General features: G+C 62.5%; 26 protein-coding genes and 1 pseudogene. 14 read left to right on the top strand and 13 right to left on the bottom strand.

Translation table 11 applies throughout. The annotated features are described in order from the left end of the window. Window positions 1-31: 31 nt before the first annotated feature. Both C3Y91_RS36805 and C3Y91_RS36800 read right to left on the bottom strand, forming a co-directional pair. A complete protein-coding gene (locus C3Y91_RS36805) occupies window positions 32-1,531 on the bottom strand; it encodes an inorganic phosphate transporter (RefSeq protein ID WP_075224355.1) in 1,500 nt (499 codons plus the stop codon). Between the two features lie 62 nt (window positions 1,532-1,593). Continuing rightward, window positions 1,594-2,124: an NUDIX hydrolase gene (locus C3Y91_RS36800; RefSeq protein ID WP_018497468.1), complete on the bottom strand. Its 531-nt coding sequence runs from the start codon at window positions 2,122-2,124 to the stop codon at window positions 1,594-1,596. Between the two features lie 233 nt (window positions 2,125-2,357). Here C3Y91_RS36800 and C3Y91_RS36795 point away from each other — a divergent pair, with 233 nt between their 5' ends. Both C3Y91_RS36795 and C3Y91_RS36790 read left to right on the top strand, forming a co-directional pair. Continuing rightward, window positions 2,358-3,266: a LysR substrate-binding domain-containing protein gene (locus C3Y91_RS36795; RefSeq protein ID WP_024321330.1), complete on the top strand. Its 909-nt coding sequence runs from the start codon at window positions 2,358-2,360 to the stop codon at window positions 3,264-3,266. Between the two features lie 92 nt (window positions 3,267-3,358). Beyond that, window positions 3,359-4,522: pseudogene (locus C3Y91_RS36790) on the top strand (adenosylhomocysteinase); the annotation flags it as partial. Between the two features lie 19 nt (window positions 4,523-4,541). Here the strand turns inward: C3Y91_RS36790 and C3Y91_RS36785 are convergent. Further along, entirely contained in the window at window positions 4,542-5,537 is a 996-nt protein-coding gene (locus tag C3Y91_RS36785; protein ID WP_024321328.1) for a zinc-dependent alcohol dehydrogenase family protein, read from the bottom strand. Between the two features lie 143 nt (window positions 5,538-5,680). Between C3Y91_RS36785 and C3Y91_RS36780 the strand changes: the two genes are divergently transcribed. Then, window positions 5,681-6,532, top strand: coding sequence for a LysR family transcriptional regulator (locus tag C3Y91_RS36780; RefSeq protein WP_018070181.1), 852 nt, complete (start codon window positions 5,681-5,683; stop codon window positions 6,530-6,532). Between the two features lie 13 nt (window positions 6,533-6,545). Here the strand turns inward: C3Y91_RS36780 and C3Y91_RS36775 are convergent, their stop codons facing one another. Then, complete coding sequence (locus C3Y91_RS36775; RefSeq protein ID WP_024321327.1) at window positions 6,546-7,442, bottom strand: LysR family transcriptional regulator; 897 nt, start codon at window positions 7,440-7,442, stop codon at window positions 6,546-6,548. 161 nt (window positions 7,443-7,603) lie between these two features. On the opposite strand from C3Y91_RS36775, the gene C3Y91_RS36770 reads away from it, so the two are divergent. Genes C3Y91_RS36770 through C3Y91_RS36755 form a run of 4 tightly spaced genes read left to right on the top strand, consistent with a single transcriptional unit; the run spans window position 7,604 to window position 12,089 of the window. Beyond that, window positions 7,604-9,043 carry an FAD-linked oxidase C-terminal domain-containing protein gene (locus C3Y91_RS36770; RefSeq protein ID WP_018070179.1) on the top strand — a complete coding sequence of 480 codons (1,440 nt, stop codon included), beginning with the start codon at window positions 7,604-7,606 and terminating at the stop codon, window positions 9,041-9,043. Next, entirely contained in the window at window positions 9,040-10,239 is a 1,200-nt protein-coding gene (gene glcE, locus C3Y91_RS36765; protein ID WP_024321326.1) for a glycolate oxidase subunit GlcE, read from the top strand. Before C3Y91_RS36770 ends, glcE begins: the two co-directional genes overlap by 4 nt. Before the next feature lie 56 nt (window positions 10,240-10,295). After that, window positions 10,296-11,606 (top strand): glycolate oxidase subunit GlcF, encoded by a 1,311-nt coding sequence (gene glcF, locus C3Y91_RS36760; RefSeq protein ID WP_130654713.1) that lies wholly within the window; start codon window positions 10,296-10,298, stop codon window positions 11,604-11,606. A 42-nt stretch (window positions 11,607-11,648) separates the two neighbouring features. Continuing rightward, the gene (locus C3Y91_RS36755; RefSeq protein WP_018483290.1) at window positions 11,649-12,089 is read left to right on the top strand and encodes a hypothetical protein; all 441 of its coding nucleotides are present in this window, start codon (window positions 11,649-11,651) and stop codon (window positions 12,087-12,089) included. Window positions 12,090-12,110: 21 nt separating this feature from the next. Here C3Y91_RS36755 and C3Y91_RS36750 read toward each other — a convergent pair whose 3' ends face one another. The 3 genes from C3Y91_RS36750 to C3Y91_RS36740 form a co-directional block, all read right to left on the bottom strand. Next, complete coding sequence (locus C3Y91_RS36750) at window positions 12,111-12,785, bottom strand: outer membrane protein (protein WP_018070175.1); 675 nt, start codon at window positions 12,783-12,785, stop codon at window positions 12,111-12,113. Window positions 12,786-12,908: 123 nt separating this feature from the next. After that, the gene (locus tag C3Y91_RS36745; protein ID WP_018070174.1) at window positions 12,909-13,601 is read right to left on the bottom strand and encodes a L,D-transpeptidase; all 693 of its coding nucleotides are present in this window, start codon (window positions 13,599-13,601) and stop codon (window positions 12,909-12,911) included. Window positions 13,602-13,840: 239 nt separating this feature from the next. Then, window positions 13,841-14,590: a L,D-transpeptidase gene (locus C3Y91_RS36740; protein ID WP_018483287.1), complete on the bottom strand. Its 750-nt coding sequence runs from the start codon at window positions 14,588-14,590 to the stop codon at window positions 13,841-13,843. A gap of 228 nt (window positions 14,591-14,818) precedes the next feature. Between C3Y91_RS36740 and C3Y91_RS36735 the strand changes: the two genes are divergently transcribed. Further along, on the top strand, window positions 14,819-15,448 hold the full coding sequence (locus tag C3Y91_RS36735) for a DNA-3-methyladenine glycosylase I (RefSeq protein ID WP_130763236.1): 630 nt from the start codon (window positions 14,819-14,821) through the stop codon (window positions 15,446-15,448). Next, window positions 15,445-15,948 (top strand): hypothetical protein, encoded by a 504-nt coding sequence (locus C3Y91_RS36730; protein ID WP_018070171.1) that lies wholly within the window; start codon window positions 15,445-15,447, stop codon window positions 15,946-15,948. Before C3Y91_RS36735 ends, C3Y91_RS36730 begins: the two co-directional genes overlap by 4 nt. Window positions 15,949-15,969: 21 nt before the next feature. On the opposite strand, the gene C3Y91_RS36725 is transcribed toward C3Y91_RS36730, so the two are convergent. Continuing rightward, window positions 15,970-16,674 carry an HAD family hydrolase gene (locus tag C3Y91_RS36725; protein WP_018070170.1) on the bottom strand — a complete coding sequence of 235 codons (705 nt, stop codon included), beginning with the start codon at window positions 16,672-16,674 and terminating at the stop codon, window positions 15,970-15,972. 239 nt (window positions 16,675-16,913) lie between these two features. On the opposite strand from C3Y91_RS36725, the gene C3Y91_RS36720 reads away from it, so the two are divergent. Then, a complete protein-coding gene (locus C3Y91_RS36720) occupies window positions 16,914-17,963 on the top strand; it encodes an aldo/keto reductase (RefSeq protein WP_130763237.1) in 1,050 nt (349 codons plus the stop codon). 66 nt (window positions 17,964-18,029) lie between these two features. Here C3Y91_RS36720 and copM read toward each other — a convergent pair whose 3' ends face one another. From copM to C3Y91_RS36705, 3 genes are all read right to left on the bottom strand, one after another. Continuing rightward, entirely contained in the window at window positions 18,030-18,386 is a 357-nt protein-coding gene (copM, locus tag C3Y91_RS36715; protein ID WP_130666597.1) for a CopM family metallochaperone, read from the bottom strand. A gap of 75 nt (window positions 18,387-18,461) precedes the next feature. Then, window positions 18,462-18,827, bottom strand: coding sequence for a hypothetical protein (locus tag C3Y91_RS36710; RefSeq protein ID WP_130688317.1), 366 nt, complete (start codon window positions 18,825-18,827; stop codon window positions 18,462-18,464). Window positions 18,828-18,880: 53 nt separating this feature from the next. Next, on the bottom strand, window positions 18,881-19,642 hold the full coding sequence (locus C3Y91_RS36705) for a hypothetical protein (RefSeq protein ID WP_026170759.1): 762 nt from the start codon (window positions 19,640-19,642) through the stop codon (window positions 18,881-18,883). 232 nt (window positions 19,643-19,874) lie between these two features. On the opposite strand from C3Y91_RS36705, the gene hisS reads away from it, so the two are divergent. Genes hisS through hisG form a run of 3 tightly spaced genes read left to right on the top strand, consistent with a single transcriptional unit; the run spans window position 19,875 to window position 23,254 of the window. Beyond that, window positions 19,875-21,398 (top strand): histidine--tRNA ligase, encoded by a 1,524-nt coding sequence (gene hisS / locus C3Y91_RS36700; protein ID WP_130654717.1) that lies wholly within the window; start codon window positions 19,875-19,877, stop codon window positions 21,396-21,398. 42 nt (window positions 21,399-21,440) lie between these two features. Continuing rightward, window positions 21,441-22,562, top strand: coding sequence for an ATP phosphoribosyltransferase regulatory subunit (locus tag C3Y91_RS36695; RefSeq protein WP_027689606.1), 1,122 nt, complete (start codon window positions 21,441-21,443; stop codon window positions 22,560-22,562). Further along, the gene (gene hisG, locus C3Y91_RS36690) at window positions 22,559-23,254 is read left to right on the top strand and encodes an ATP phosphoribosyltransferase (protein WP_018070162.1); all 696 of its coding nucleotides are present in this window, start codon (window positions 22,559-22,561) and stop codon (window positions 23,252-23,254) included. The genes C3Y91_RS36695 and hisG overlap by 4 nt, the downstream gene beginning before the upstream one ends. An 80-nt stretch (window positions 23,255-23,334) precedes the next feature. Here hisG and C3Y91_RS36685 read toward each other — a convergent pair whose 3' ends face one another. After that, window positions 23,335-23,772 (bottom strand): DoxX family protein, encoded by a 438-nt coding sequence (locus C3Y91_RS36685; protein WP_018070161.1) that lies wholly within the window; start codon window positions 23,770-23,772, stop codon window positions 23,335-23,337. 313 nt (window positions 23,773-24,085) lie between these two features. On the opposite strand from C3Y91_RS36685, the gene C3Y91_RS36680 reads away from it, so the two are divergent. Then, window positions 24,086-24,796 (top strand): glutathione binding-like protein, encoded by a 711-nt coding sequence (locus tag C3Y91_RS36680; RefSeq protein ID WP_024321324.1) that lies wholly within the window; start codon window positions 24,086-24,088, stop codon window positions 24,794-24,796. 63 nt (window positions 24,797-24,859) lie between these two features. On the opposite strand, the gene C3Y91_RS36675 is transcribed toward C3Y91_RS36680, so the two are convergent. Then, window positions 24,860-25,306, bottom strand: coding sequence for a hypothetical protein (locus C3Y91_RS36675; protein WP_018496414.1), 447 nt, complete (start codon window positions 25,304-25,306; stop codon window positions 24,860-24,862). Window positions 25,307-25,358 lie beyond the last annotated feature (52 nt).

The following is a 25,358-nucleotide window of genomic DNA, read 5'->3' as shown; positions in this document are numbered from 1 at the left end:
GGCACGCGGATCTGAAAGATCGCGACGCGCTTTAGACGAAGAGCGCGAACATAACCCAATAAATCATTGCCGCAAGCGCTCCCGAAACCGGCACGGTGACGATCCATGCGGCGACGATTGTCATGAAATGCGAACGGCGCACGAGATAGCGCCGCCGTGTCTCGTGGATATTCGGGTCTTCCGGCTCGTCAATATCAAAGCTCTCGGCCTTGCGCCTTATATAGGCGATGCGGCGCTTCGAATGGCGTGTGTACCATTCGCGGAAGAATCCGACGCCGAAGACCGAACCGACGGCGATATGCGTGGTGCTGACCGGCAGGCCGAGCCAGGAGGCGACGATGACGGTGAAGGCGGTCGACAGCGCGACGCAATAGGCCCGCATCGGATTGAGCTTGGTAATTTCCTCGCCGACCAGGCGGATCAGGCGCGGGCCGAAGAGCAGCAGGCCGACGGAGATGCCGAAGGCGCCGATCAGCATCACCCAGAGCGGCGGATGCCCGATGCCGCCGCCACCACCGATGCCGACCGAATGGACGATCGCCGACAGCGGCCCGACCGCGTTCGAAACGTCGTTTGCGCCATGCGCGAAGGACAGCAGCGCCGCTGAGCCGATCAGCGGCAGCCGGAACAGTGTCCGCAGCGAGCTGTTGCGGTTTTCGAGAGCCTGCGCTTGGGCGACAACGAGCGGCCGGGCGGCAAGCCAGCTTACCAGCCCGATGCCGATCCCGATGAGGAGGATGGTCAGCGGCGGGAACCTGCCCGGGGGCGAGAGCTGCAGCACCATATAGGCCATGAAGCCGCCGGCCATCACCGCGACCAGCACCGGCACCCAGCGTTGGGCCGCCGCGACCTTGTCCTCGCGGTAGATGATCAGGGTCTTGACGAGATAAAGCAGCCCGGCGGCGATCAGCCCGCCGATCAGCGGCGAGGTGATCCAGCTCGAGGTGATCTCCAGCATCACCCGCCAGTTCACCGGCTCCGGTCCGACGGCTGAGATGCCGGCGCCGATCACCGCGCCGACGATCGCATGGGTGGTGGAAACCGGCGCGTTCATCCAGGTTGCGAGGTTGATCCAGAGAGCTGCGGCCATCAGCGCCGCCATCATGATCCAGCCGAGCAGCGCCGGTGGTACCTGGACGGCGTCGACGATGTTTGCGGAAATCGTCTTGACGACGTCGCCGCCGCCGACCGTGGCGCCAAGAACTTCGAAAATCGCAGCGATGACCAGTGCCTGGCCCATCGTCATGGCGCGCGCACCGACGGCGGCACCGACATTGTTGGTCACGTCATTGGCGCCGATGTTCAGCGCCATATAGCCGGCAAGGGCTGCCGCCGCGACGACGAGCACTGCTCCCGGCCGGTCGAACACATAGACACCGGCAAAGAGCATGGCCAGACCGAGGAAGATCAGCCCGAGTCCAGGCGTCACCAGCCGCCGCAAAACATGCTTCGCCACGTCCTCGGCATGGGTGATCTTGTCGAGGTCCTTGTCGAGCGTGCGTTTTGTGAGGACTGCGGGACGTGGCGGCATTCTTGTTCCTGAGGATGAATCTGCTTCTACGCTGCTTTCCTAGCAGTGCAAGATGGCAGGATTCATTCCGCCGGAATTTGTTTCACTTCTGGAATTTGCTTCGCCGCCTTGGCCGCAAGCCTGTCGCCCATCCTTTGCTTGAAGGCGAGGAAAAGGTGGCGAAGCTCGGGTTCACGCACGCGCCCGGCCGCTTCATCGAATGAAACCCATTCGATCCGGCGCTCGCCTTTTTCCTTGAAGTTCTTCGCCATGTCGGTGGCTTCGAGCGCATAGACCTGCACTTTGCAGATCACTTGCACCCCGTCGCGCAGCACCTTCGAATAGGTGTAGGCGCCAAGCGTTTCCGTTTCGACGACGCCGCGGACGCCGGCTTCCTCGAAGGCTTCCTGCATCGCGACCTCATGGGCGCATTTGCGCGTCATCGGCCAGCCCTTGGGAATGACCCAGCGGCCGGTGTCGCGGCTCGTCATCAACAGCACCTCGACCTCACCGCTCTTCTTCTTCACCCGATAGCAGAGCGCACCATATTGCTGTCGCGGCGGACGCCGGAACATCAGCTGCACATCGGAAGCCAGTCGGGCAAAAAGAGTCAATGGTCGGGTCACCTTCGCAGTCGTCGTTAGGAATCACTCATATACGTATATCACGGAAAGCTTACGCAATTCAAAAGGCGCAGTATAACTCGAAACGCGATCTGATCGCCGTTCATAGGGGAAATCGAGGTGGGACAGGTTCGGAAAATCCGTCACACCCTGTCTCGAATGCGTCATATTGCACAGCTGTACAATATGGCGTGATCTTGCCTTTCGTTCAATGGCGAGATCTAGTGATCCACTATGATTTTGTGAATGTCGTCCCCATGCGTCTTCCACCGCTCAATGCCGTCCGCGCCTTCGAGGCCGTCTGCCGTCACGGCAGCATTCTGAAGGCTGCCGAAGAGCTGAAGGTGGTGCGCGGCGCCGTACGCCAGCAGATCGCGACGCTGGAGAATCACTTCGGCCGCAAGCTCTTCACGCGTGACGGCCGCAGGCTGGTCCCGACCCCGCAGGCCAGCGCTTTCGCCGAGGCTTCGAGCGCGGCTTTCGACATTCTGCTGCGCGCCGCTTCGGAACTCGAAGGCGTCGTGCCGGGCCGCATCCGCCTTGGCGTGCCCTCCGCCTTCGCGGTCTGGTGGCTGATGCCGCGCGTGGCAGGCATGCAGGCGAGCCTCGGCGATACCGTCGACATCGTACCGATGACCATGGTCGAGCCGCTGCAGATGCACCCCGAATTGGACGCCGTGATCATGGGTGGTGAATATCGGCCGGCCGCAGGCATCACCGCCCTGCGATTCATGGCGGACGAGTTCGGGCCGGTCACCACCCTGACGCTTGCCGCGACACTGTCCAAGGACCCAGCGGCGATGGGCGCGCTGACGATGCTCGCCAGCCGCAGCGTTCCGAAGCTCTGGGACGAATGGTTTGCCGAAAGCGGCACGCCGCCGGTCGTCTTTTCCCGCGCCCAGGAATTCGAGGATCTGCTGCTGGCGCTGGGTGCCGCCCGCTCCGGGCTTGGCATCGCACTTGCCCCGCGCGCGTCGATCGAAGACGATCTTCAGCGCGGGCATCTGGTCGCGCCCTACGGTTTCATCTCCCGGCCGTCGGGTTACAGCCTCTGTTGCCGGACGCCGGATGCGAAACGGCCAGCCTTTGCAGCCTTGTCCGGCTGGCTGCTTCGTTGCGGGACACCGGCCTGAAAGGGCAGATTTTCTGCCCCCTCGCCAGAATTACTTCCATACTCGCAGCCCTGTTGCTCCGCTAAAAACGGCACCAACACTCACGTAGGAAAGAGATGATGGAAAAGACCGCAATGCGCATCGAGTGGATCGGCAATAGCTGCCGGCTGCTCAAGGCAACGGCCGCCGAATTCGAGCGGACGCGTCCCTTCGAAGGTCTGTCGATCGGCACCGGCATTCATCTCGAGCCGAAGACGGTGGCGTTGCTGATGACGCTTCGCGCCGGCGGCGCGCGTCTCGTCTGCACCGGCAATCTCAACAGCACCCAGCCTTCGACGGTCGAATTCCTGCGTTCCCAAGGCATCACGGTCTTCGCGACGCAGACGACCGATCCCGCCGCGCATCACCAGAGCCTCGAAGCGGTCATCGCGGAAAAGCCGGATCTGCTGCTCGATAATGGCGGCGATCTCTTCGCCATTGCGGCGGAAAAGCCCTACGCCAATCTCCGCGGCGGCACCGAGGAAACCACCTCTGGCCGCACCCGCCTGCTGCCGCTGCGCGAGCGGCTGAACATGCCGATCCTCGTCATCAACGACAGCCCGATCAAGCAGTTCGCCGAAAACAGGCATGCCGTCGGCCAGAGCCTGTTTGAAAGCTACCTGCGCTTCAGCAACCGCTCCACCAACGGCAAGCGCGTGACGGTCTTCGGCTACGGCGCCTGCGGCAAGGGCACGGCTGCCTGTTTCCGCAATGCCTTTTCCACCGTCAGCGTCGTCGATATCGATCCGGTGACGACGCTCGAAGCTCATCTCGATGGTTTCGTCACGCCGCTGCGCGACGCAGCGATCCGCTCGGCCGATATCATCGTCACCGTCACGGGTTTTGCCGGTATCGTGACGGCGGCCGACCTGCCGCTCGTCAAGGACGGCGCGATCCTGATGAATGGTGGCCATTTCCCGCATGAGATCGATGTCGAAGCCTTCCGCCGCCACCCCGATGTCATCGGCATCGACCGCTATGAGGCCGATCATATCGAGACCTTCCATCTGAGCGACGGCCGTTTCTTTCATGTGCTGGGCGGCGGCCACATGGCCAATCTCGCCGGACCGCGGCCACTCGGCAATACGGTCGAATCGATGGATCTCGGCTTCACCCTCCAGGCCCGTTGCCTGGAGCGCATCGCCAAGGGTGAGGCCGACGCCCAATCCTGCATCGTGCCTGTTCCCGCTGATATCGACGCGATGGTGGCGAACGCCTATCTCGATCTGGCGCGCTAATTCCGCCGACGGATTAAGATCAGTCGATCTCGACGACGAGCTTTCCGTCCGCCTGCCGGTCTTCGATCAGCCGATGCGCCTCATCTGTATCGGCAAAGGTGAAGCTGCGCGGGTCGAGCTTCGGCATCACCTTGCCGGCTTCGACGAGCTTCGTCATCTCCCGCATAATCTCACCGTGATGGGCGCGTCCTTCGCCGGTCAGAAGCGGCAGCAGCGTGAAGACGCCGGAATAGGTGGCGGCCTTGAAGGAGAGCGGCGCCAGCGCGTGGCTTCCCCAGCCGAGGCAACTCACGACATGACCGAACCGGCTGACGGCTCGGAATGCCGTATCGAGCCCCTGGCCGCCGACCGTATCGTAGACCAGATCGAAACCCCTGCTGGCGGTATGTCTTGCGACGTAGGTTTCAACCGTTTCCGCATCACGATCGATCGGCGTTGCGCCAAGGCCGGCGAGATAGTCCGCTTTTGAAGCGCCGTCGACGACATAAACCTCGGCTCCCACAGCCTTGGCGATCTGCGCGACGATATGGCCGACACCGCCGCCGCCGAGCACGAGAACCTTCTGGCCGTGCTTGACCCCGGCGCGGTCGACCAGCCCTTCCCAGGCGGTGATTGAGATCAGCGGCAGGGCGGCGGCCTCGCGCATCGACAGATTCTGCGGCTTTGGCGCCAGCAGCGCGGCGTCGACAGCTGCAAATTCGGCAAGCGATCCCTGAATGCCGCCGACCCCGCCGGTCATGCCGTAGACCGCGTCGCCCTGGCGGAAACCGCTGACGCCAGCCCCGAGCTCTTCAACGATGCCGGCCATATCGATGCCGACAATGGCGGGAAGCGGATGGCGGGCATGGGCCGCATTGCCGGCCCGGATCTTGAGGTCGAGCGGATTGACGCCGCTTGCCTTGACGCGCACCAGAACCTGGCCTTCGCCGAGCACCGGTTTTGCAATATCGGCGATGCGCAATGGCGAATTCGGCGCTTCCGCCAGCAACGCTTTCATTGTTGATGGTGCAGACATGGAACTCTCCTTCGTTCGCAATGCGGTGTCTGTAGAGACCTCCGCAATGAGTTTGTTCTGGAAGAAGATGGTTCATTGAAACGCGAATGAAAATGAAAGATAACGACTGAAGTCCATGCATTTTTGTTTGGCGGATGCGAACGATGGAATGGAGCGACCTCAAACTGTTTCTGGCGATCGCGCGGTTCGGCACGCTGGGGGCAGCAGCCCGCAGCCTCGGACTGACGCAGCCGACCATGGGCAGACGGCTGCGTGCCCTTGAAACCTCTCTCGGCCAGACGCTCTTTCAGCGCACGACCGATGGCTTCGTCCTGACAGATGAAGGCGCGGCCGTGTTCGCCGGCGCCGAACGCATCGAGGAGGAGGCGCTCGCTGTCGAGCGCGTCCTTGCCGGCGGCAGCCGACAGCTCGATGGTTTCCTCAGGCTGTCTTCATCCGACTGGTTCGGCGCGCATGTGCTTTCGCCGGTGCTGGCGGAATTCTCGCAAGTCCATCCGAAGGTGGTGGTCGAACTGTTGACTGACAGCCGGCTTCTCAGCCTGTCGCGACGCGAAGCCGACCTCGTCTTCCGCATCCAGCCCTTCGCGGAAGCGGAGGTCATATCGCGCAAGCTCATCCATATCGAATACGGCCTCTACATCAGCCGCGGCGCGCTGCACCCCGAAGCCGGCGACGGCGCGGGCACCCGCCTCATCACCATGGACGAGGCTTTCGGCGACATGCCGGATGTCGGCTGGCTGCAGCGCCTGTTGCCGCGGGCCGACATCGTCATGCGCAGCAACAGCCGCGATGTGCAGGCGGCGCTCTGTGCCAATGGCGCCGGGCTCGCCGTCCTGCCGCGGCCGCTCGGCGATTCCCTTGCGACCATCGAACTCGTCGATCTCGGTGAACCGCCACCCGGCCGCGACACCTGGGTCGGCTATCACCGTGACATGAAGCGCTTGGCGCGGCTGCGCGCCCTGCTGGATCTCGTCATCGAGAGGCTGGCGCGCTGAACCGGCGCTGCCATCAGCGCTCCCAATAGGGGACAGGCCCGTAAAGCTCTGCCAGATAGTCGATGAACAGCCGCACCTTGGCCGGCAGAAACTGCCGGCTGGGATAGACGGCCGACAGCGCGACATTGTGCGAGCCTTCATAGGCCGGCAGCACCTGCACCAGCCGGCCGGCCTTGAGCTCTTCGCCGATATCCCAGGTGGAGCGCAGCGCGATCCCAAGGCCGGCGATCATTGCCTCGCGGATCACCTCGCTGGAATTGGTGATCAGCATGCCTTCCGGCCTGAGACTCAGCGCCCCGTCCGGCCCGTTCAGCCGCCAGGTGTCGTTATTGTGGGCCGGCAGGCAGCGGTGCTGTTTCAGCTCGTCGATGTGCTTCGGCTCGCCATGCGCTGCAAGGTAGCCCGGGGAAGCGCAGAGCAGCCGGCGCACCGGCGCCAGCCTTCGGGCAACGAGGCTCGAATCGGTAAGTTCGGCGATGCGGATCGCCAGATCGAAACCGCCGCCGACGATGTCGCTGAATTCGTCGGTCAGCACCAGGTTGATCGCAAGCTCCGGATGCGCCTCCATGAAATCCTTCAGATGCGGCGCGATATGCATGCGCCCGAAGGAGGTTGGGGCCGAGATCTTCAGCGTGCCGTGCATCTGCGCCGAGCGGCCGGAAATGTAGAATTCCGCCTCCTCAAGCCCGGCGAGAATGCCGAGAACGCGGTTGTAGAAGCCCTGTCCGGCTTCCGTCAGCGAGATCTGCCGCGTCGTGCGCTGCAGAAGCCGCGTGCCGAGCCGGTCCTCCAGCCGCCTGATCCGTTTGGAGACGACGGCCGGCGAAAAGCCGAGCGCGCGCCCGGCCAGCGACATGCTGCCTGTCGAAACGACCTTGGCAAAGATTTCGAGATCACCCAGATTGGTCATAAGGTCTTGTGACTTTTTCCCCTTTTGGCATAAGTGCTTAGCATTTGCGCCACTTTCGGGAAAGTGCTAAGCCGTTTCATCGGCGGCAGGGAGGTTCGCGGCCGGTTTCCGCTGTCATCTTCCCGCTGTTATTCCCCCTCGTCAGGGCCAGGGAGAGCGCCATGTCCGACGCCATTTCGTTTCTCGCCCCGCGCGCCGACGTGCTGGCGCGGCGCGCCCAGATCGTTGCCGATCTCACCGATCTTCTGCCGCCGGAATGCCTGGTGCATGAGGCGCGCGAGCTGGTGCCGTTCGAGACCGACGCCTTCGTGTCCTACCGTCGCCTGCCGCTCGCCGTCGCCCTGCCGCGCACCACGGCTGAGGTTTCGGCGGTCATGCGTTATTGCAATCGCTACGGCATTCCGGTCGTGCCGCGCGGCGCCGGCACCTCGCTCTCCGGCGGCGCCATTCCGCAGGAGGATGCCGTCGTGCTCGGCCTGTCGAAGATGAACAGCATCCTCGAAATCGATCTGCCGAACCGCGTCGCCGTGGTCCAGGCCGGCGTCACCAATCTCAATATCTCCGAATCCGTCTCCGCGGACGGCTTTTTCTATGCGCCCGACCCGAGTTCGCAGCTTGCCTGCACCATCGGCGGCAATATCGGCATGAATTCCGGCGGCGCTCACTGTCTGAAATACGGCGTCACCACCAACAATCTGCTCGGCGTCAGGATGGTGCTGGTCGACGGCACCGTGATCGAGCTTGGCGGCAAGGCGCTGGATGCGGCAGGCTATGACCTGCTCGGCCTCGTCTGCGGCCACGAAGGCCAACTCGGCATCGTCACCGAGGCGACGGTGCGGTTGATCGCCAAGCCGGAAGGCGCGCGCCCCGTGCTCTTCGGCTTCGAGAGCTCGGAGGAGGCCGGCGCCTGCGTTGCCGACGTCATTGCCGCCGGCATCATCCCGGTCGCGATCGAATTCATGGACAAGCCGGCAATCGAGATCTGTGAAGCCTTCGCCCATGCCGGATACCCCCTCGATGTCGGCGCGCTGTTGATCGTCGAGGTCGAAGGGTCGGAAGCGGAGATGGACGCCGCGCTGAAGGACATCGTCGAGATTGCCCGCCGGCACGCTGTCAAGACCGTGCGCGAGTGCCAGTCGGCGACCGAGGCGGCGCTGATCTGGAAAGGTCGCAAATCCGCCTTCGGCGCCACCGGCCGCATCGCCGACTATATCTGCATGGATGGCACCGTGCCGCTCAGCCAGCTCTCCCACGTGCTCAAAAGAACCGCCGAGATCGTCGATCATTACGGCCTGCGTGTCGCCAACGTCTTCCACGCCGGTGATGGCAATATGCATCCGCTGATCCTCTTCAACGCCAACGATCCCGAAGATGCCGCCCGTGCCGAGGCGGCCGGCAACGATATCCTGAGGCTCTGCGTCGATGCCGGCGGCTGCCTGACCGGCGAACATGGCGTCGGCATCGAGAAGCGCGACCTGATGCGCCACCAATATTCCGAAGCCGATCTCGCCCAGCAGATGGCAGCGCGCGCCGCCTTCGATCCCGGCTGGATCCTCAATCCGTCGAAGGTCTTCCCGCTCGAAGGGCGCCCCGCCGCATGATCGATCTGATGCCGACGAGCGAGGAAGAGGCAGCAGTGATCGTCCGCGCCCATGCGGAGGCCGGCCGGCCGCTTGATATCTGCGGCGGCAATACGCGCTCGGGCTTCGGCAATGCGGTTGCCGCCGAGGACCGGCTGTGCTCGACCGGGCTTTCCGGCATCGTCGCCTATAATCCCGGCGAAATGGTCATGACCGTCCGATCCGGCACGCCGCTTGCCGAGGTCGAGGCCGCCCTCTCGGAGAGCGGCCAGATGCTCGCCTTCGAGCCGATGGATCATCGCCCTGTGATGGGCACATCGGGCGAGCCGACCATTGGCGGTGTCTTCGCTGCCAATGTCTCCGGTCCGCGCCGGCTGATCGCAGGTGCTGCCCGCGACAGCCTGCTCGGTGCGCGCTTCGTCAACGGCAGAGGCGAGATCATCAAGGCCGGCGGCCGGGTGATGAAGAATGTCACCGGCCTCGATCTCGTCAAGCTGATCGCCGGCTCGCACGGCACGCTGGGTTTCCTCACCGAAGTCACCTTCCGTGTGCCGCCGCGCCCGAAGACGGAGCGGACGGTGGTGCTATCAGGCCTCAACGACGCCGAGGCGGCAAACGCCATGGCGGCGGCAATGGCCTTGCCGGTCGAAGTCTCGGGTGCGGCCCATCTGCCGCTGACGGTGACCTGGAAATTCCTCGCCGGCAAATTGCCCGAGGGCGAGGCGACCGCTCTGCGCATCGAAGGCCTGCCGGGCTCGGTCGACGTGCGCATCGAAAAGCTTGCGGCGGCCATGTCGGCCTTCGCCACGGTCACGCGGCTGGAACAGCCGGAAAGCTCCAGGCTCTGGCAGGAAATCCGCGACGTGCTGCCCTATGCCGACGGCACCACGCGGCCGGTCTGGCGCGTCTCGGTCGCCCCTGGCACCGGCCATCAGCTGGTTGCAGCCCTCCGCCTTGAGGCCGGCGTCGACGCCTTCTACGACTGGCAGGGCGGCCTCGTCTGGATGCGCATGGAGGCCGGCCCCGAAGCCGAGCAGGTCCGTCGCTACATCAAGGCGCTCGGCGGCGGCCACGCGACGCTGATCCGTGCATCGGGTGAGGCGAGGGCGATCACCCCCGCTTTCCATCCCGAGCCCGAGGCGGTGGCGATGCTGTCGCGCCGGGTGAAGGAGAAATTCGATCCGGCCGGCATATTTAATCCCGGGAAGATGGGATGAGGGATAAGATGGGGCTGACGATACCTGGCATCCTCCCAAAGCGGAGATCTCGCTAGATGCAAACCAACTTCACCCTGACCCAGCTCCTCGACCCCGATGTCGCTGAATCCGAGCAGATCCTGCGCAAGTGCGTTCACTGCGGTTTCTGCACCGCCACCTGTCCGACCTATGTGACGCTCGGCAACGAGCTCGACAGCCCGCGCGGCCGCATCTACCTGATCAAGGACATGCTGGAAAACGGCCGCCCCGCCGACGCTGAGGTCGTCACCCATATCGACCGCTGTCTCTCCTGCCTTGCCTGCGTCACCACCTGTCCCTCCGGCGTCGATTACATGCATCTGGTCGATCACGCCCGCGCCCATATCGAAAAGACCTACAAACGCCCGTTCATGAACCGACTGACGCGCGCCATTCTTGCCGCCGTGCTGCCCTATCCCGGCCGCTTCCGCCTGGCGCTCAATCTCGCCCGCCTCGGCCGGCCCTTCGCCGGTCTGATGCGGGGTGGCGCGCTAAAACCCTTCGCCGCCATGCTGGCGCTTGCGCCGCGCCGCATCCCCGCTGCTTCGCCCTTCGCAAAACCCGGCAGCTACCTGCCCGAGACGGAACGACGCGGCCGGGTGGCGATCCTTTCCGGCTGCGCCCAGCCGGTGCTCGATCCCGGCATCAACGCGGCGGCGATCCGGCTGTTGACGCGGCTCGGCGTCGAGGTCGTGCTGCCGGAAGGAGAGGTCTGCTGCGGCTCGCTGGTCCATCACATGGGCCGCGCCGAACAGGCGCTCGAAAGCGCCCGCGCCAGTGTCGATATCTGGACGCGCGAGATCGACGGGCAGGGCCTCGATGCGATCATTATCACCGCCTCGGGCTGCGGCACGACGATCAAGGATTACGGCCACATGCTGCGCCTCGACCCCGCCTATGCTGCAAAGGCGGCGAGGGTCTCGGCACTGGCCAAGGACGTCACCGAATATCTTGCGACCCTCGATCTGCCGGCGCACGTGCCGAAGGGCATCACGGTCGCCTATCATTCCGCCTGTTCCATGCAGCACGGCCAGCGGATCACCCTCGCACCGAAGCAATTGCTGAAAGCGGCGGGCTTTGCGGTGCGCGATCCGGCCGAAGGCCATCTTTGCTGCGGCTCTGCCGGCACCTATAACATCATGCAGCCGGAGATCTCGGCTGCGCTGAAGGCGCGCAAGGTCAAGAACATCGAGGCCACCAAGGCCGATGTCATTGCCACCGGCAATATCGGCTGCATCACCCAGATCGCCACCGGCACTGGCATTCCGATCCTGCACACGGTCGAACTGCTCGATTGGGCCTACGGCGGCGCTGTGCCGGAAAAATTAACAGGTTTGCCGTTAGGTTGAAGCTTGCGAAGGCCCATCGGGGCGGTCTCGGGAGTTTAGACGATGTGGCGGGGAATGATTGTGCTTGCGGGACTGCTCGGTGCGGCAGGCACCGCCCATGCAAATAGCCGCTATTTCTGTTCCGCCGATGACAAGGAAGCACGCTTCACGCTCGAAAGCGGTTTCGAAAGCGATGCCGGCCACAAGCTCAACCATTTCCGCGGCGCGTTGATCGTCAAGGATGAGGCCCAATCGACCGTATTCGGAAAGCGTGTTTTCGAATCGCAGCACCTGACCAATCACTGGTCGCGCGACGGCGAACTGCTTATGGAGGTCTTTGACGGCGGCGGTGACGATACCGACGGAGCAACGCTGGATCTGGTGGTCGTCGCCGGTGAGCGCGGCAAGCCGTCGGCAAATTTCAGCGGCACATATTCCCTGACGATAGCAGGCGGCGAAAAGCCCTATGCCGTCGAGGGCAAGGTCAGCTGCGGCACCAAATAGCGCCGCAGCCGAAATTTATTCTTACCAGTGGAATGAAACGCCGACGTTGACGGCATTCGTGAAGATGTTGGTCTTCAGGTCCACGCCGCTATCGATCGGAACGTCGATGCGCGAATAGGTGCCCTTGTATTCGACGAAGGTCGACCAGCGCTCGGTCACCTTGAAGTCGACGCCGGCCTGGGCCTGCAGCGTCACGCCGCCGAATTCATAGGCCCAGGTCTTGCCCTCTGGGCGAATCACTTCGACATGCGGAATGTTCACGCCGATACCGGCGCCGAGATAGGGCGTCCAGCGGCGGGTCGGATCCTGGAAGCGATAGAGACCGTTCACCGTGATCAGGTTCAGGCCGTCGGTGAATTCGAAATGCGACCAGCCGGTCTTGGCCAGCGTATCGTCGTCGGCATAGACCTTGTCATGGGTATAATCGAGCGAGATACCCCAGTTCGGTTTGTTGAAGTTCTCGAGCCACCAGGTGACGCGGCCGCCGTAATAAGGCGGGCTGCCGAAGGACTTGCCTTCCCAGCCGGCGGTGAAATGCGTGCCGTCGGAGAGATCGACGCCGCTGTGTGGTGCGGTCTGATAGCCGCCGTAGACGGAGAATTGCAGATCTTCCGCCGAGGCGGAAGCTGCCGAACAGATGGTGAAAAACGCGATGCCCGCAAGCAGTGAAGCGGAGGAACGCAGCGCATATGTCATTGAATAGCCCCGATATTGCAAATGTGTCGACTCTTAGGCAGGTTTGCCAGCTTTCGGCCGCAAAGTCTAAGCAAAACAAAAGGCGCGTCAAAATGCGCCTTTCGTTTTTTTTGAAAGTGTTGCTCAGCCGCCAAACATCGTGCGCAGCACGTCGATGCCCCGGTCTTCAAACGCGACCTTGCCCTGCCGGTTGCCGGGGCCGATGACGATCACCTTGGTGCCGACAGGTGCGCGATCGTAGAGATGCGTCACATCCTCGTTCATCATCCGGATGCAGCCGGAAGACATGTTGAGGCCGATCGTCCAGGGCTGATTGGTGCCGTGGATGCGGAAGATCGTGTCGCGGCCGCCCTGGTAAAGATACATGGCGCGGGCGCCGAGCGGATTGTCCTCGCCGCCTTCCTGGAATGCGGGGATCATGTGTCCTTTGGCGGCCTCGCGGCGGCGCATCTCGGCCGGCGGCGTCCAGGCTGGCCATTCGGCCTTGCGGCCGATCTTCACGACCCCGGACCAGCCGAAGCCATCGCGGCCGACGCCGATGCCGTAGCGGGTGGCGCGGTTGTTGCCTTCGACGAGGTAGAGATACTTGTTGTTGGTGTCGATGATGACGGTGCCGGCCGCTTCCGTCGTCACCAGGCGCACTTTCTTGCGCTTGAACTGCGGCTTCACGTATTTCGGCATCTGCGCCACGCGCACGATCTGTGCCGGGGCCCGTGCATTGTCGGGCGCGGAGCCCGCAGGCGCTGCAAAGGCGGATGTAGACATCAAGGACAGGACAAGTCCGGCAGCAGCCAGACCCGGCATTAGTTTGATCATGATCGATTCCCCTCAAGCAAATCCGCTCGAAGCTACATGAACTTCTGCCTGATTCAAGATCGGCGTGGCCGGATACAGCAATTTTGGAGAAGGGGAGCCGGCTGTTCTTGCGGCTCCTACTGCATAATTTTTCCTCAAATCGGAATCGACTTTAGGAAAAATTATGCAGCAATTTAAAGGTTACAGCGTCCTTTGCGCATCTGAAAAAGACGCGCGGCGCTGTAAGTATTGGCCCACCGTTACATGACGATGACGCGGGTTCCGACGTTGACGCGGTCGTAAAGGTCGACGACGTCTTCGTTGCGCAGGCGGATGCAGCCGGAGGAGACGGCGCTGCCGATCGACCAGGGCGCGTTGGTGCCGTGGATGCGGTAAAGCGTCGAGCCGAGATACATGGCGCGCGCGCCGAGCGGATTTTCCGCGCCGCCGTCCATGCGCGCCGGCAGGTAGTGGCCCTTGGCGGCTTCGCGGCTGATCATCTCGGAAGGCGGCGTCCAGTCCGGCCATTCGGTCTTGCGGGTGATCTTGTGGGCGCCCGCCCATTCGAAACCAGGCTTGCCGACGCCGACGCCGTAGCGGCGCGCCTTGCCGCCTTGCATCACCAGATAGAGGAAGCGGTTGTTGGTATCGATGACGATCGTGCCGGGCTTTTCCGTGGTGTCGTAGTCAACCATCTGTGGCAGGTATTGCGGTTCGATCGGATGGCGGATCGACGGGATGCCGGGATTGATCGCCGAAACGGTCTGCGGTGACACCTGCGGCGCCCGGCGGATGATGCGGCGCTGGAAAAGGCCGCGCTGCTGCGGCTGGATGACCGGCCGCTGGTAGACGACAGGACGAACCGTGCCGCCGCCCAACTGGTTGATCCAGGGCGCGGTCAGATCGGGGCTGAGCACGACGGGCGGGCGAGTGGCGTAGCGGTCGTCTGCAAGCGCCGCCGTGGAGAAAATGCCGAAGAGGGCTGCGGCAAGAACAAGCTGTTTCATCATCGGACGAACTCTCTACAAATGACCGAAAATGCGCTGGCGGGACATGTCCGCCCGGGAAGACGCTGCCACCCAATCCGCCAGCGAATGGTAAAGATCGATTCATGAAAAGCCGACCGATCGGATAAACTTTTCGTCAGGGTTACCGTTCGGTTTGGAAAGACGGTTTGCAAATGGTAAAGCCGGAATCAAGACCGGAGAACGAAGCGGACCCCCGCAGAATGAAGGATCATGAGCGCGACAGGCATCATCATCGGCGAGGACGGCAGGAGCCGCTGCCACTGGCACGCCAATCTGCCCGACTATCTCAGGTATCATGACGAGGAATGGGGCCGCCCGGTCACCGACGACATCCGCCTCTTCGAGAAGATCTGCCTCGAAGGTTTCCAGTCCGGCCTTTCCTGGCTGACGATCCTGCGCAAGCGCGAGAATTTCCGCGCCGCCTTTTCAGGTTTCGATTTCGAGAAGGTCGCCCTCTTCGGCGAAGGCGATGTCGCGCGCTGCCTTGCCGATGCCGGCATCATCCGTCATCGCGGCAAGATCGTCTCGACCATCAACAATGCCAAGCGTGCAATAGAGCTCAGGGACGAATTCGGCTCGCTCGCCCATTATTTCTGGCGCTACGAACCCGGCCATAACGAGCGGCCGGCAGTGGTCGACCGTGATCACATGGTCGCCAATCCGACGACGCCAACATCCGTGGTCATTTCGAAGGATCTGAAGAAACGCGGCTGGACCTTTGTCGGCCCGACCACAGTTTATGCTTTCATGCAGGCGATGGGTCTCGTCAACGATCATCTGGAAGGCTGCTTCTGCCGGCCCGAGGTCGAGGCGATGCGCACCGCCCTGGTTCGCCCATGAAAGATCACTCCGTGAGAACATTGATCGCCGCCGCCGCCCTTTTCCTCCTGACGGTCTCCGCCATGGCGCAGACGCCGCAGCTCGATCCTGGCGAGAAGCTGGAGAAGCTGCAGTTTCCGGCCGTCACCATGCAGTTGAAGGGCTGGACGAAATTCGGCAATGGCCATGTCTATACGCTGCCGGTGCGCGCCGGCCAGCACATGAAGATCAGTTTTTCCAGCAAGAGCAAATTTGCCTTCCTGGCGATCTTCGACCTGTCGAAACCGGATGACGAGGCCTTTTTCGGTACCGACGAGGACGGCACGAGTTTCGAGACGACGGTCAAGGAAAACGCGACCTGGCTGCTGCGTCCCTATTATTCCAAGGTCTCGCCGCGCCGCGGCCTCGGCGCTCCCTTCAGCATCCTGATCGAGCCGTTGGCGGCTGCCCCCCAGCAGCCGAAACCGCCGGCCGAGCCGGAGCGCCCGTCGCTCTTTCCAAAGGCGCCTGCCAAGCAATAGGACAAGGACTGCGAACTGAGCTTAGCCGAGGCGGTCGATCAGGTCGCGCAATTCGCCGAGGTGGCCGATCTTGCGGAAACGCGGCGCCTCTTTCGGCTCGTCGACATGTTCCAGTACCCAGGTCAGTTCGTGCGGTACGAAGACGCCGTAGCTGCCGGCGGCGATTGCCGGCACGATGTCCGATTTCAGCGAATTGCCGACCATCATCGCCCGCTCCGGCCCGTCGCCGACCTTGGCGAAGATGCGGCGATAGGTGACGGCCGTCTTGTCGGAGACGATCTCGACGGCATCGAAGAAGTCGCCGAGCCCGGATTGGGCGAGCTTGCGCTCCTGATCGAAGAGATCGCCCTTGGTGATCATGACCAGCAGGTACTTGCCGGCAAGCGCCTCCAGCGTATCGCGCACATGCGGCATGGTCTCGACCGGATGGTTGAGAAGATCCCGGCCGGTATCGAGGATCTTGGCGATCACGCTCGCCGGGACCTTGCCCTCGGTGATCTCGATCGCGGTTTCGACCATCGACAGCGTGAAGCCCTTGATGCCGAAGCCGTAGTGGCGAAGGTTGCGTTTCTCGGCTTCCAGCAGCCGTTCGGAAATCTTCGGTCCTTCGGCGAAATCGGCAAGCAGCCCGGTGAAATGCGCTTCCGTCAGCCGGTAATATTGTTCGTTCTGCCAGAGCGTATCGTCGGCATCGAAGCCAATCGTGGTCAGTGGTCGCGTCGTCATATGCGCACCTCTTAAAATATGGCCGGCAATCTATCGGCTGCCTGTGTCGAGACAAGGGCATCCGCCTCCGCACAGCCAAGGCGCGGCGTTGAAAAGCGCCGCCGCCGCACTACATGAAAATCGCCTCACCTTTGCAGCCAGCCACGGCTGTGCCTGTCATTTGCAGGCCAATAATCAAAAAATGAAGTTCAGTAGTTCGCAAGCCCCTCTTGCGGCAGACACAAAGGAATTTTTCGACCATGCGTTACAATCAACTCGGAAATACGGGACTTTTCGTTTCGGAAATCTGCCTGGGCACGATGACCTTCGGCGAAGCCAAACAGGGCAGTATGTGGGGCGCCATCGCTGACGTCGACCAGAATGCCGCCGACCGGATCGTCGAGCGCTCGCTTGCATCAGGCGTCAATTTCATCGACACGGCCGACGTCTATTCATCCGGCGAGTCCGAAAGGCTGCTCGGCCAGGCGCTGAAGAATCTCGACATCCCGCGCAAGGACGTCGTCATTGCCACCAAGGTCTACGGCGTCATGGGCGACAAGCCGAACGATCGCGGCGCCTCGCGTGGCCACATCATGGATTCGGTCGAGGCGAGCCTCAAGCGCCTGCAGACCGATCATATTGACCTCTATCAGATCCACGCGACCGATACGGTGACGCCGATCGAGGAGACGCTGCGCGCCTTCGACGATCTCGTTTCCCGTGGTCTCGTGCGCTATATCGGCGTCTCCAACTGGCAGGCTTGGCGCATTTCCAAGGCACTCGGCCTGTCGGAACGGCGCGGCTTCGCCCGCTTCGAAACGGTGCAGGCCTATTACTCCATCGCCGGCCGTGATCTCGAACGTGACATTGTGCCGATGATGCAGGAGGAAAAGCTCGGCCTGATGGTCTGGTCGCCGCTCGCCGGCGGTCTGCTCTCCGGCAAGTATGGTCCCGGCGCGCCCGGCAACGGCGAGGGCCGCCGCGCCAGTTTCGATTTCCCGCCCGTCGACAAGGACAAGGCCTGGGCCTGTGTCGCCGTCATGCGCGAAGTCGCCGAAAAGCACGGCGTCAGCGTCGCCACCGTGGCGCTCGCCTATATCCTCGCCAAGCCTTTCGTCACCACAGTCATCATCGGCGCCAAGCGGGTCGATCAGCTCGACCAGAACCTTGCCGCCGTCAAGCTGAAGCTCGATGAAGACGATATGAAGAGGCTCGACGAGGTGAGCGCGCTTGCTCCGGAATATCCGGGCTGGATGCTGGCGCGACAGGGCGCCGGCCGCCGCCCGACCGATTTCGAGCCGAGGGACTGACCTCGCCAACATAAGTCTTGGGGAACGCCGGATTTCTCCCGGCGTTCCCTTTTCACGAGTGATCGATTACTTGCCGTGGGTCTTGAGCCAGGCGTTCATCTCGGCGATCTCGGCTTCCTGCGCCTTGATGACGGCTTCGGCGAGCTTGCGGATATCGGGATCTTTTCCGTATTGCAGCTCGATCTTGGCCATATCGATCGCGCCCTGATGGTGCGGGATCATGCCGCGGACGAAATCCGCATCGGCATCGCCGCTATACTCGATCATCATATCCTTGTGCATCTTGGCGTTCGCCTCGCTGAAGGCGTGGCTTGCCGCATCGTGGTTGCCCATCGGCTTGCTCATGTCCATCGGCTTGTCTTCGGCAAGGACCGGAGCGGCGACGGCGAGCACTGCGGTGAGGGTGATGATTTTCAAAGACATGAGAGTTCCTTCCTCTGTCTGACAATAGGTCTTCCAGGCGGCCGGGCCGCCCATTCTGCATGGATAGGCGTTGTCTCAGGACAGTCGGGGAGGGGGCGGCTGCGGTGCCGGCTTATCGCCGTCCAGGGCGCGGGCAGGCGCCGGGGTGGGGTAGCCGAAAATGGATTTTCCGCTGGCCATGACCGTCACCGCCGGTGGCAGCAACAGGCAGGCGGCGCAAAGCGGCATATGTGCGGAATTGCCGCTGGCGCAGGGGCCTTTCGAGGGCTCAGTCTTGCCCACCGCCTCGGACATAGCCATGCCGTGCATTTCGTGGTGCATGCCGGTTTCGACGGCAACCGGTGCATTCATCGACGCACATGTCGGACAGCCTGCCCATGCGGACATGGCGCTGTAGACCAGCCAGCCGAGAAACATCGTGATGAGAGCGAGCGTGCGCATGCTGTTTTATAGGCGAAGGCCGGATAGAAGCCAAGCCGGCGGTCACATCCCGGTCACCAGGCGGCAATGACCTTGTGCTCGATCCTATAATCCTTGCTCTCTTCACCGAGTGGCGCGACCGGCCATGTCCAGGCGGCTTTTGCCGGCGGCGGCAAAACGCCATGCAGCAAGTCGGCCTCTTCATGCGTCCTGCCGTTGCGGTCGATGACGGCATAGGCGATGTCGGTCACCAGGCAACTGCGGCAGGGAAGACCCGAAAGCCCGGCAAGATGTGCCGCGATCAACCTTTCAACCGTGTCTTCAGGCATTCGCCCGGCCTCGGCCTCATGGCGCCGTTTCACGCCGCGACCGATCTGCGACAAGAGGTTGGCGGAAACCACGAAATCGAGATAGGGCACGCCGCGCAGGAAGCCGAGCGGTTCGGGTTCGCGGCCGGCGGCAAGTTCATCATAGCCGGAGAGATCGCGCTCGATCAGCCGGACATTCCGATAGAACTTGGCCGACAGCCACAGGCGCACCGAGGCGAGATGAACGAGATCGACCAGGACGACGGTGTCGAAATCTCGCGCCAACACCTCGATCGACACGTCGCGCAACAGGCCGGAGCCGAGGACGACGGCGGTCCGCTTCTGCCTGAGGTCCGCCGTTGCCGCCAAGATCGCCTTCCGGCTCATCTCCTCATGTTCGGCCCAATCCGCCGCGCAGCGCCCGGCCCGCGACCAGAGATTGACGGAATAGCGGATGAACTTTCGATGCGGCTTGCCGGTCAGCGGCAAGGTCGCGGCATAGAGAAGCGCCTCAGTGATCATGAGCATATCCGCATTTCTGATGGATGCCTTTTCGTTCAATCGATTCCGGTCTAGAGCAATTCCAGCAAAAGTGCGCAGCGGTTTTGCGTTCGGAATTGCGTGAAAACAGAGAGATAGAGCATTTCCGTGACTCCGAGAAAAACGGGAATGCTCTTGAGATCAAGGGCCTTCGCCCTTGCCGCTCCCCGCCCAATCCGCTAGGAAACCGCCACTGTCACAGTCAGTGGAATTCCCGGAAATGAACGACAAGCAGAAGAAACCGCAAAAGCTCAAGGCCCGCCTGCCGCGCGGCTTCGTCGACCGAACGGCCGGCGATATCCGCGCCGTCAACGAGATGACGGCAAAGATCCGGGAAGTCTATGAGCATTATGGTTTCGATCCGCTCGAAACGCCGCTGTTCGAATATACCGATGCGCTTGGCAAGTTTCTGCCCGATAGCGACCGGCCGAACGAAGGCGTCTTCTCGCTGCAGGACGATGACGAACAGTGGATGTCGCTGCGTTACGACCTGACGGCGCCGCTCGCCCGTCATGTCGCCGAGAATTTCAACGAGATTCAGCTGCCCTATCGCACCTATCGCGCCGGTTATGTTTTCCGCAACGAGAAGCCGGGCCCCGGCCGCTTCCGCCAGTTCATGCAGTTCGATGCCGATACCGTCGGTGCGCCGGGTGTTCAGGCCGATGCCGAAATGTGCATGATGATGGCCGATACGCTGGAAGCCCTCGGCATCAAGCGCGGCGACTATGTCATCCGCGTCAACAACCGCAAGGTTCTGGACGGCGTGCTCGAGGCGATCGGTCTCGGCGGCGACGACAAGGCCGGCCAGCGGCTCAACGTGCTGCGCGCCATCGACAAGCTCGACAAGTTCGGCCCGGAAGGAGTGGCCCTGCTGCTCGGTCCCGGCCGCAAGGATGAATCCGGCGACTTCACCAAGGGCGCCGGTCTCGACAAGGAGCAGATCGACAAGGTGCTGTTCTTTGTCGGCATCACGGACTATGCCGAAAGCGCTGTCCGTCTCGCCGAGCTGGTTGCGGGAACCGCCAGGGGTGGCGAAGGCGTCGAGGAGCTGAATTTCATTGGTGCGTTGGTGACCAGCGCCGGCTATGGCCCTGACCGCATCAAGATCGACCCCTCCGTCGTGCGCGGCCTCGAATATTATACAGGCCCGGTCTATGAGGCCGAACTGACCTTCGACGTCACCAATGAAAAGGGCGAAAAGGTCGTCTTCGGTTCGGTCGGCGGCGGCGGTCGTTATGACGGCCTCGTCTCCCGCTTCATGGGCCAGCCGGTTCCGGCGACGGGCTTTTCGATCGGCGTCTCCAGGCTGATGACGGCACTGAAGAACCTCGGCAAGCTCGGCGCGAGCGAAGTCATCGAGCCGGTGCTGGTGACCGTCATGGACGGCGATGTCGAGGCGATGGGGCGCTATCAAAAGATGACGCAGGAACTGCGTGCCGCCGGCATCCGCGCCGAGATGTTCCAGGGCAACTGGAAGAAGTTCGGCAACCAGCTGAAATATGCCGATCGCCGCGGCTGCCCCGTCGCCATCATCCAGGGCGGCGACGAGCGCGCCGAAGGCGTCGTGCAGATCAAGGATCTGATCGAAGGCAAGCGGCTCTCCGGCGAGATCGATGACAATGCCAGCTGGCGCGAAGCGCGCGTGGCGCAAGAGACGGCGCCGGAAGCCGATCTCGTCGCCAAGGTCAGGGAGATCCTTGCTGCGCAGGCCGAGGATCGGAAGAGGGCAGGCGGCAATGTCTGAGGCATTTCCGACACGCTCTTTGCCTATCGTTCGGAGGCCCGCATGCCCCTGATCAACCTCCCCGAATTTACCAACGACCTGCTTGCCGAATTCGTCGCGCGCAACGCCGAGCGCATCGATACGCCTGTCATTCAGCCGGCCGAACCTTTCCTTGATATCGCCGGCGAAGATCTGCGTCGCCGCATCTTCATGACGGAGAGCGAAACCGGCGCCAGCCTCTGCCTGCGTCCCGAGTTCACGATCCCCGTCTGTCTGCGCCACATCGAGACGGCGACCGGCACGCCGAAGCGTTATGCCTATCTCGGCGAAGTTTTCCGCCAGCGTCGCGACGGCGCCAACGAATTCTATCAGGCCGGCATCGAGGATCTTGGCGATATCGACCTATCAAACGCCGACGCCCGCGCCATCGGCGATGCCACCGGCATTCTCGCCCGCCTGCTGCCGGGCCGCCGCCTGTCGGTGACGCTTGGCGATCAGGCGGTGTTCGAGGCGGTCGTCCAGGCGCTCGGCCTGCCGCTTGGCTGGCAGAAGCGTCTGATCCACGCCTTCGGCAATATGACGCAGCTGGAGGCGCTGCTTGCCAGCCTCGTCAGCCCGCAATTCGTCACCGGGCTCGACGACGATATCGCCAGGCTGGTCGCATCGGGCGACGAGCAGGCGCTGGTCGCCCATCTTGAGCGGGAGATGCAGAAGACCGGCTATTCGACGAATGCCGGCCGCTCAGCCTTGGAGATCGCCCGAAGGCTCAAGGAAAAGCTCATCCTGTCCGAAACGCGCCTCGATGATGCAGCCTTCCACGTGCTGGAAGAGTTCCTGTCGCTCGACGTGCCGCTGGTCAATGCTTCCGCAGCCCTTTCCGGTTTCGCCGATGCTGCCGGCCTGAAACTCGGCAATGCGCTTTCCCGTTTTAATGGCCGCGTTGCAGCACTTTATAATGCCGGCGTCGATCTTTCCTGCCTCGACTACCGCGCCGCCTTCGGACGGCCGCTCGACTATTACACCGGCCTCGTCTTCGAGGTGACGGTGGAGGGCTCGACCGCGGTGCTCGCCGGTGGCGGCCGTTTCGACCGGCTCCTGACCTTTCTCGGTGCGACGGACCGTATTCCGGCCGTCGGCTTCTCCTTCTGGCTCGACCGCATCGAAACCGAAAGGGCAGCCGCATGACCATCACCATCGCGCTTCCCTCCAAGGGCCGGATGAAGGAGGACGCTTCGGCGATCTTCGAACGTGCCGGCATGACGATTTCCGCGGTCGGCAACGACCGCTCCTATCGCGGCCGCGTCGAAGGCTGGGATGATGTGGAGATCGCCTTCCTCTCGGCTTCCGAAATCTCCCGTGAAATCGGCAACGGCACCGTCGATTTCGGCGTCACTGGCGAGGATCTGATGCGGGAAGGTTTTGCCGAGGTCGACAAGCGCGTCGAATTCTGCGCCCGGCTCGGCTTCGGCCACGCCGATGTCGTCGTTGCCGTGCCGGAGATCTGGCTCGATGTCGACACCATGGCCGATCTCGTCGATGTCGCCGCCGATTTCCGCGCCCGCCACGGCCGACGCCTTGCCATCGCCACCAAATACTGGCGGCTGACCCAGCAGTTCTTTTCGAGCCAGCACGGCATCCAGCTTTATCGCATCGTCGAAAGCCTGGGCGCCACCGAGGGCGCTCCCGCCTCCGGCTCGGCCGATATCATCGTCGATATCACCTCCACCGGCTCGACGCTGCGCGCCAACCACCTGAAGGTGCTCCAGGACGGCGTCATCCTGCATTCGCAGGCCTGCCTGGTGCGCGCCCGCAAGGAAAACCACGCCGGCGAACCCGCTGTGCAGGCGATCATCGACGCGGTGCGCGCCGCCCTCTGATATCAGCCGTCTAGACACAAGAAAAACCCGCCGTCGGATGACGGCGGGTTCTGTATGTCCGGGAGGATGTTCTGCTGGCGTTATGCAGCCGCGTAGGCGCCGCGGCGGGCGTCGAGCGAGTAGGCGCCTGCGCCGTTGGTTGCGAGCATGATATAGGCGCCGGCGAGCGTGATGTTCTTCAGGAAGTTGACGAAGTTCAGGCCGTTGATCCAGCCGTTGGCGGCAGCCGGGAAATCCGGAACGTTGACCGGCGCAAGGTGGAAGACGACGCCGGTGAAGACACAGAAGACGGCCAGCAGCCAGCCGACGATGCGGACCTGGAAGCCGACGAGCACGGCAATGCCGGTTGCGAGTTCGAAGAGGCCGGCGAGATAGGTCAGCGCGGTGGAAGCCGGAAGGCCGGCACCGGCGATCATGCCGGCGGTCGCTGCCGGATCGGTCACCTTGCCGAAGCCGGCAAAGATGAACATGAAGGAAAGAAGAATACGGGCAATCAAGATGATGACGTTGTTCGACATGGACGTTGTCTCCGTTTGAAGGACTCTGGAGATCTTGGTGCCCCGGCACCGGTTCGACCTCGGATGCCTCTATGTCGCTCTTTTCTTGCGTTGTGGAAAGATAAACGGAAGGGGACACTTCGTTCACTAATATGGAACGATCTCCAAAGCGCGTCGCGTTCGACCGCATTCAAGCGACGCGCTTGGATCTTTTGTTTTCATGTAGGTCGTTGTCCCAAAACCGCTGCGCACTTTTGGGCGACATGCACTGGCTGCCCACGCTTGCCTTTGCCGAGCCCGGTTTTTATGGTCGGCGCCCAACATGGAGAATCCGATGGCAGATCTTTCCGCATTTCCGATCACGACGCGCTGGCCGGCGAAAAATCCCGACATCATCCAGCTCTATTCCCTGCAGACACCGAATGGGGTGAAGGTCTCAGTCGCCCTCGAGGAGCTCGGCCTCGCCTATGAGCCGCATTATATTTCCTTCGCCGCCAACGAGCAGAAGTCGCCGGAATTCGAATCTCTCAACCCGAACGGTCGCATCCCGGCGATCATCGATCCAAACGGTCCGGACGGGAAGCCGATCGGCCTTTTCGAATCCGGCGCCATTCTGCTTTATCTCGCGGAAAAAACCGGCAAGCTCATCCCTGCCGATGCCGCCGGCCGATATGAAACCATCCAGTGGGTGTTTTTCCAGATGGCGGGCATCGGCCCGATGTTCGGCCAGTTCGGACATTTCTACAAATTCGCCGCCGACAAGGTCGCCAACAACGCCTACCCGGTGGAGCGTTATCGCGATGAATCCAAACGGCTGCTCGGGGTGCTTGAAGACCGGTTGAAGGGCCGTCAGTGGATCATGGGCGATCAGTACACGATCGCCGACATCACCACCTTCACCTGGGTTCGCGGTGCCGATATCTTCTATGGCGGCCGCGAGGTTCTCGAATACGCGAAATTCCCCGCCGTCTCGGATTGGCTGGAGCGCTGCATCGCTCGTCCGGCAAGTGCCAGGGGCCTCAACATACCGGTCAAGCCGGAGTAACGGACGGATCGCCGGAAAGCACGAAGGCCGCCCTCGAGGCGGCCTTTTATCTTAATTTCCGGCCTATCGCCGGCTTGATATCTGTTTTGCGCCTTCCAGCTTGAAGCGCGGAAAGACGAAGACGCCGACCATGCTGCCGCTGAATTTTTCTTCCAGACCGTTGGACTCGCCCATGCAAAAGAGCGGCTGGCGAAAGCCGTTCGGCATGATGATCGTCGTCGAAAAACAGAAGGAGGAGCAGAGCGTCGCCGCCTGCTCGAACAGCTCCAATATGTGGCCGCGGTCCTTGGTATCATAGCAGCGGATCAAGCTTAAAAGTCCGCATTCCTGTGCGGCGAGGCCGTGCAGCATCGCGCTCCACTCGCCGAGACGGAGCATGCCGCTCGAAAAATCTCCAGTCCAGGCTTCGGAGACGGAAAACTGCGCCAACATCTCGTGATTTTGATTGGCGTCATCAAGCGAGCCGGGTGTCAAAGGCATGGCTGCATTGGCTCTGGCGATCTTAAACAAGGCGTTCCCCCGTTCGGATGCGGCTCCCGCCGCACGCTCGGCAAACACAAAG

Source organism: Rhizobium ruizarguesonis, assembly GCF_012349115.1.
GTDB lineage: Bacteria > Pseudomonadota > Alphaproteobacteria > Rhizobiales > Rhizobiaceae > Rhizobium > Rhizobium ruizarguesonis.
The sequence above is the reverse complement of the archived record's forward strand: the minus strand, read 5'-3'. Positions and strand labels throughout refer to the sequence as shown.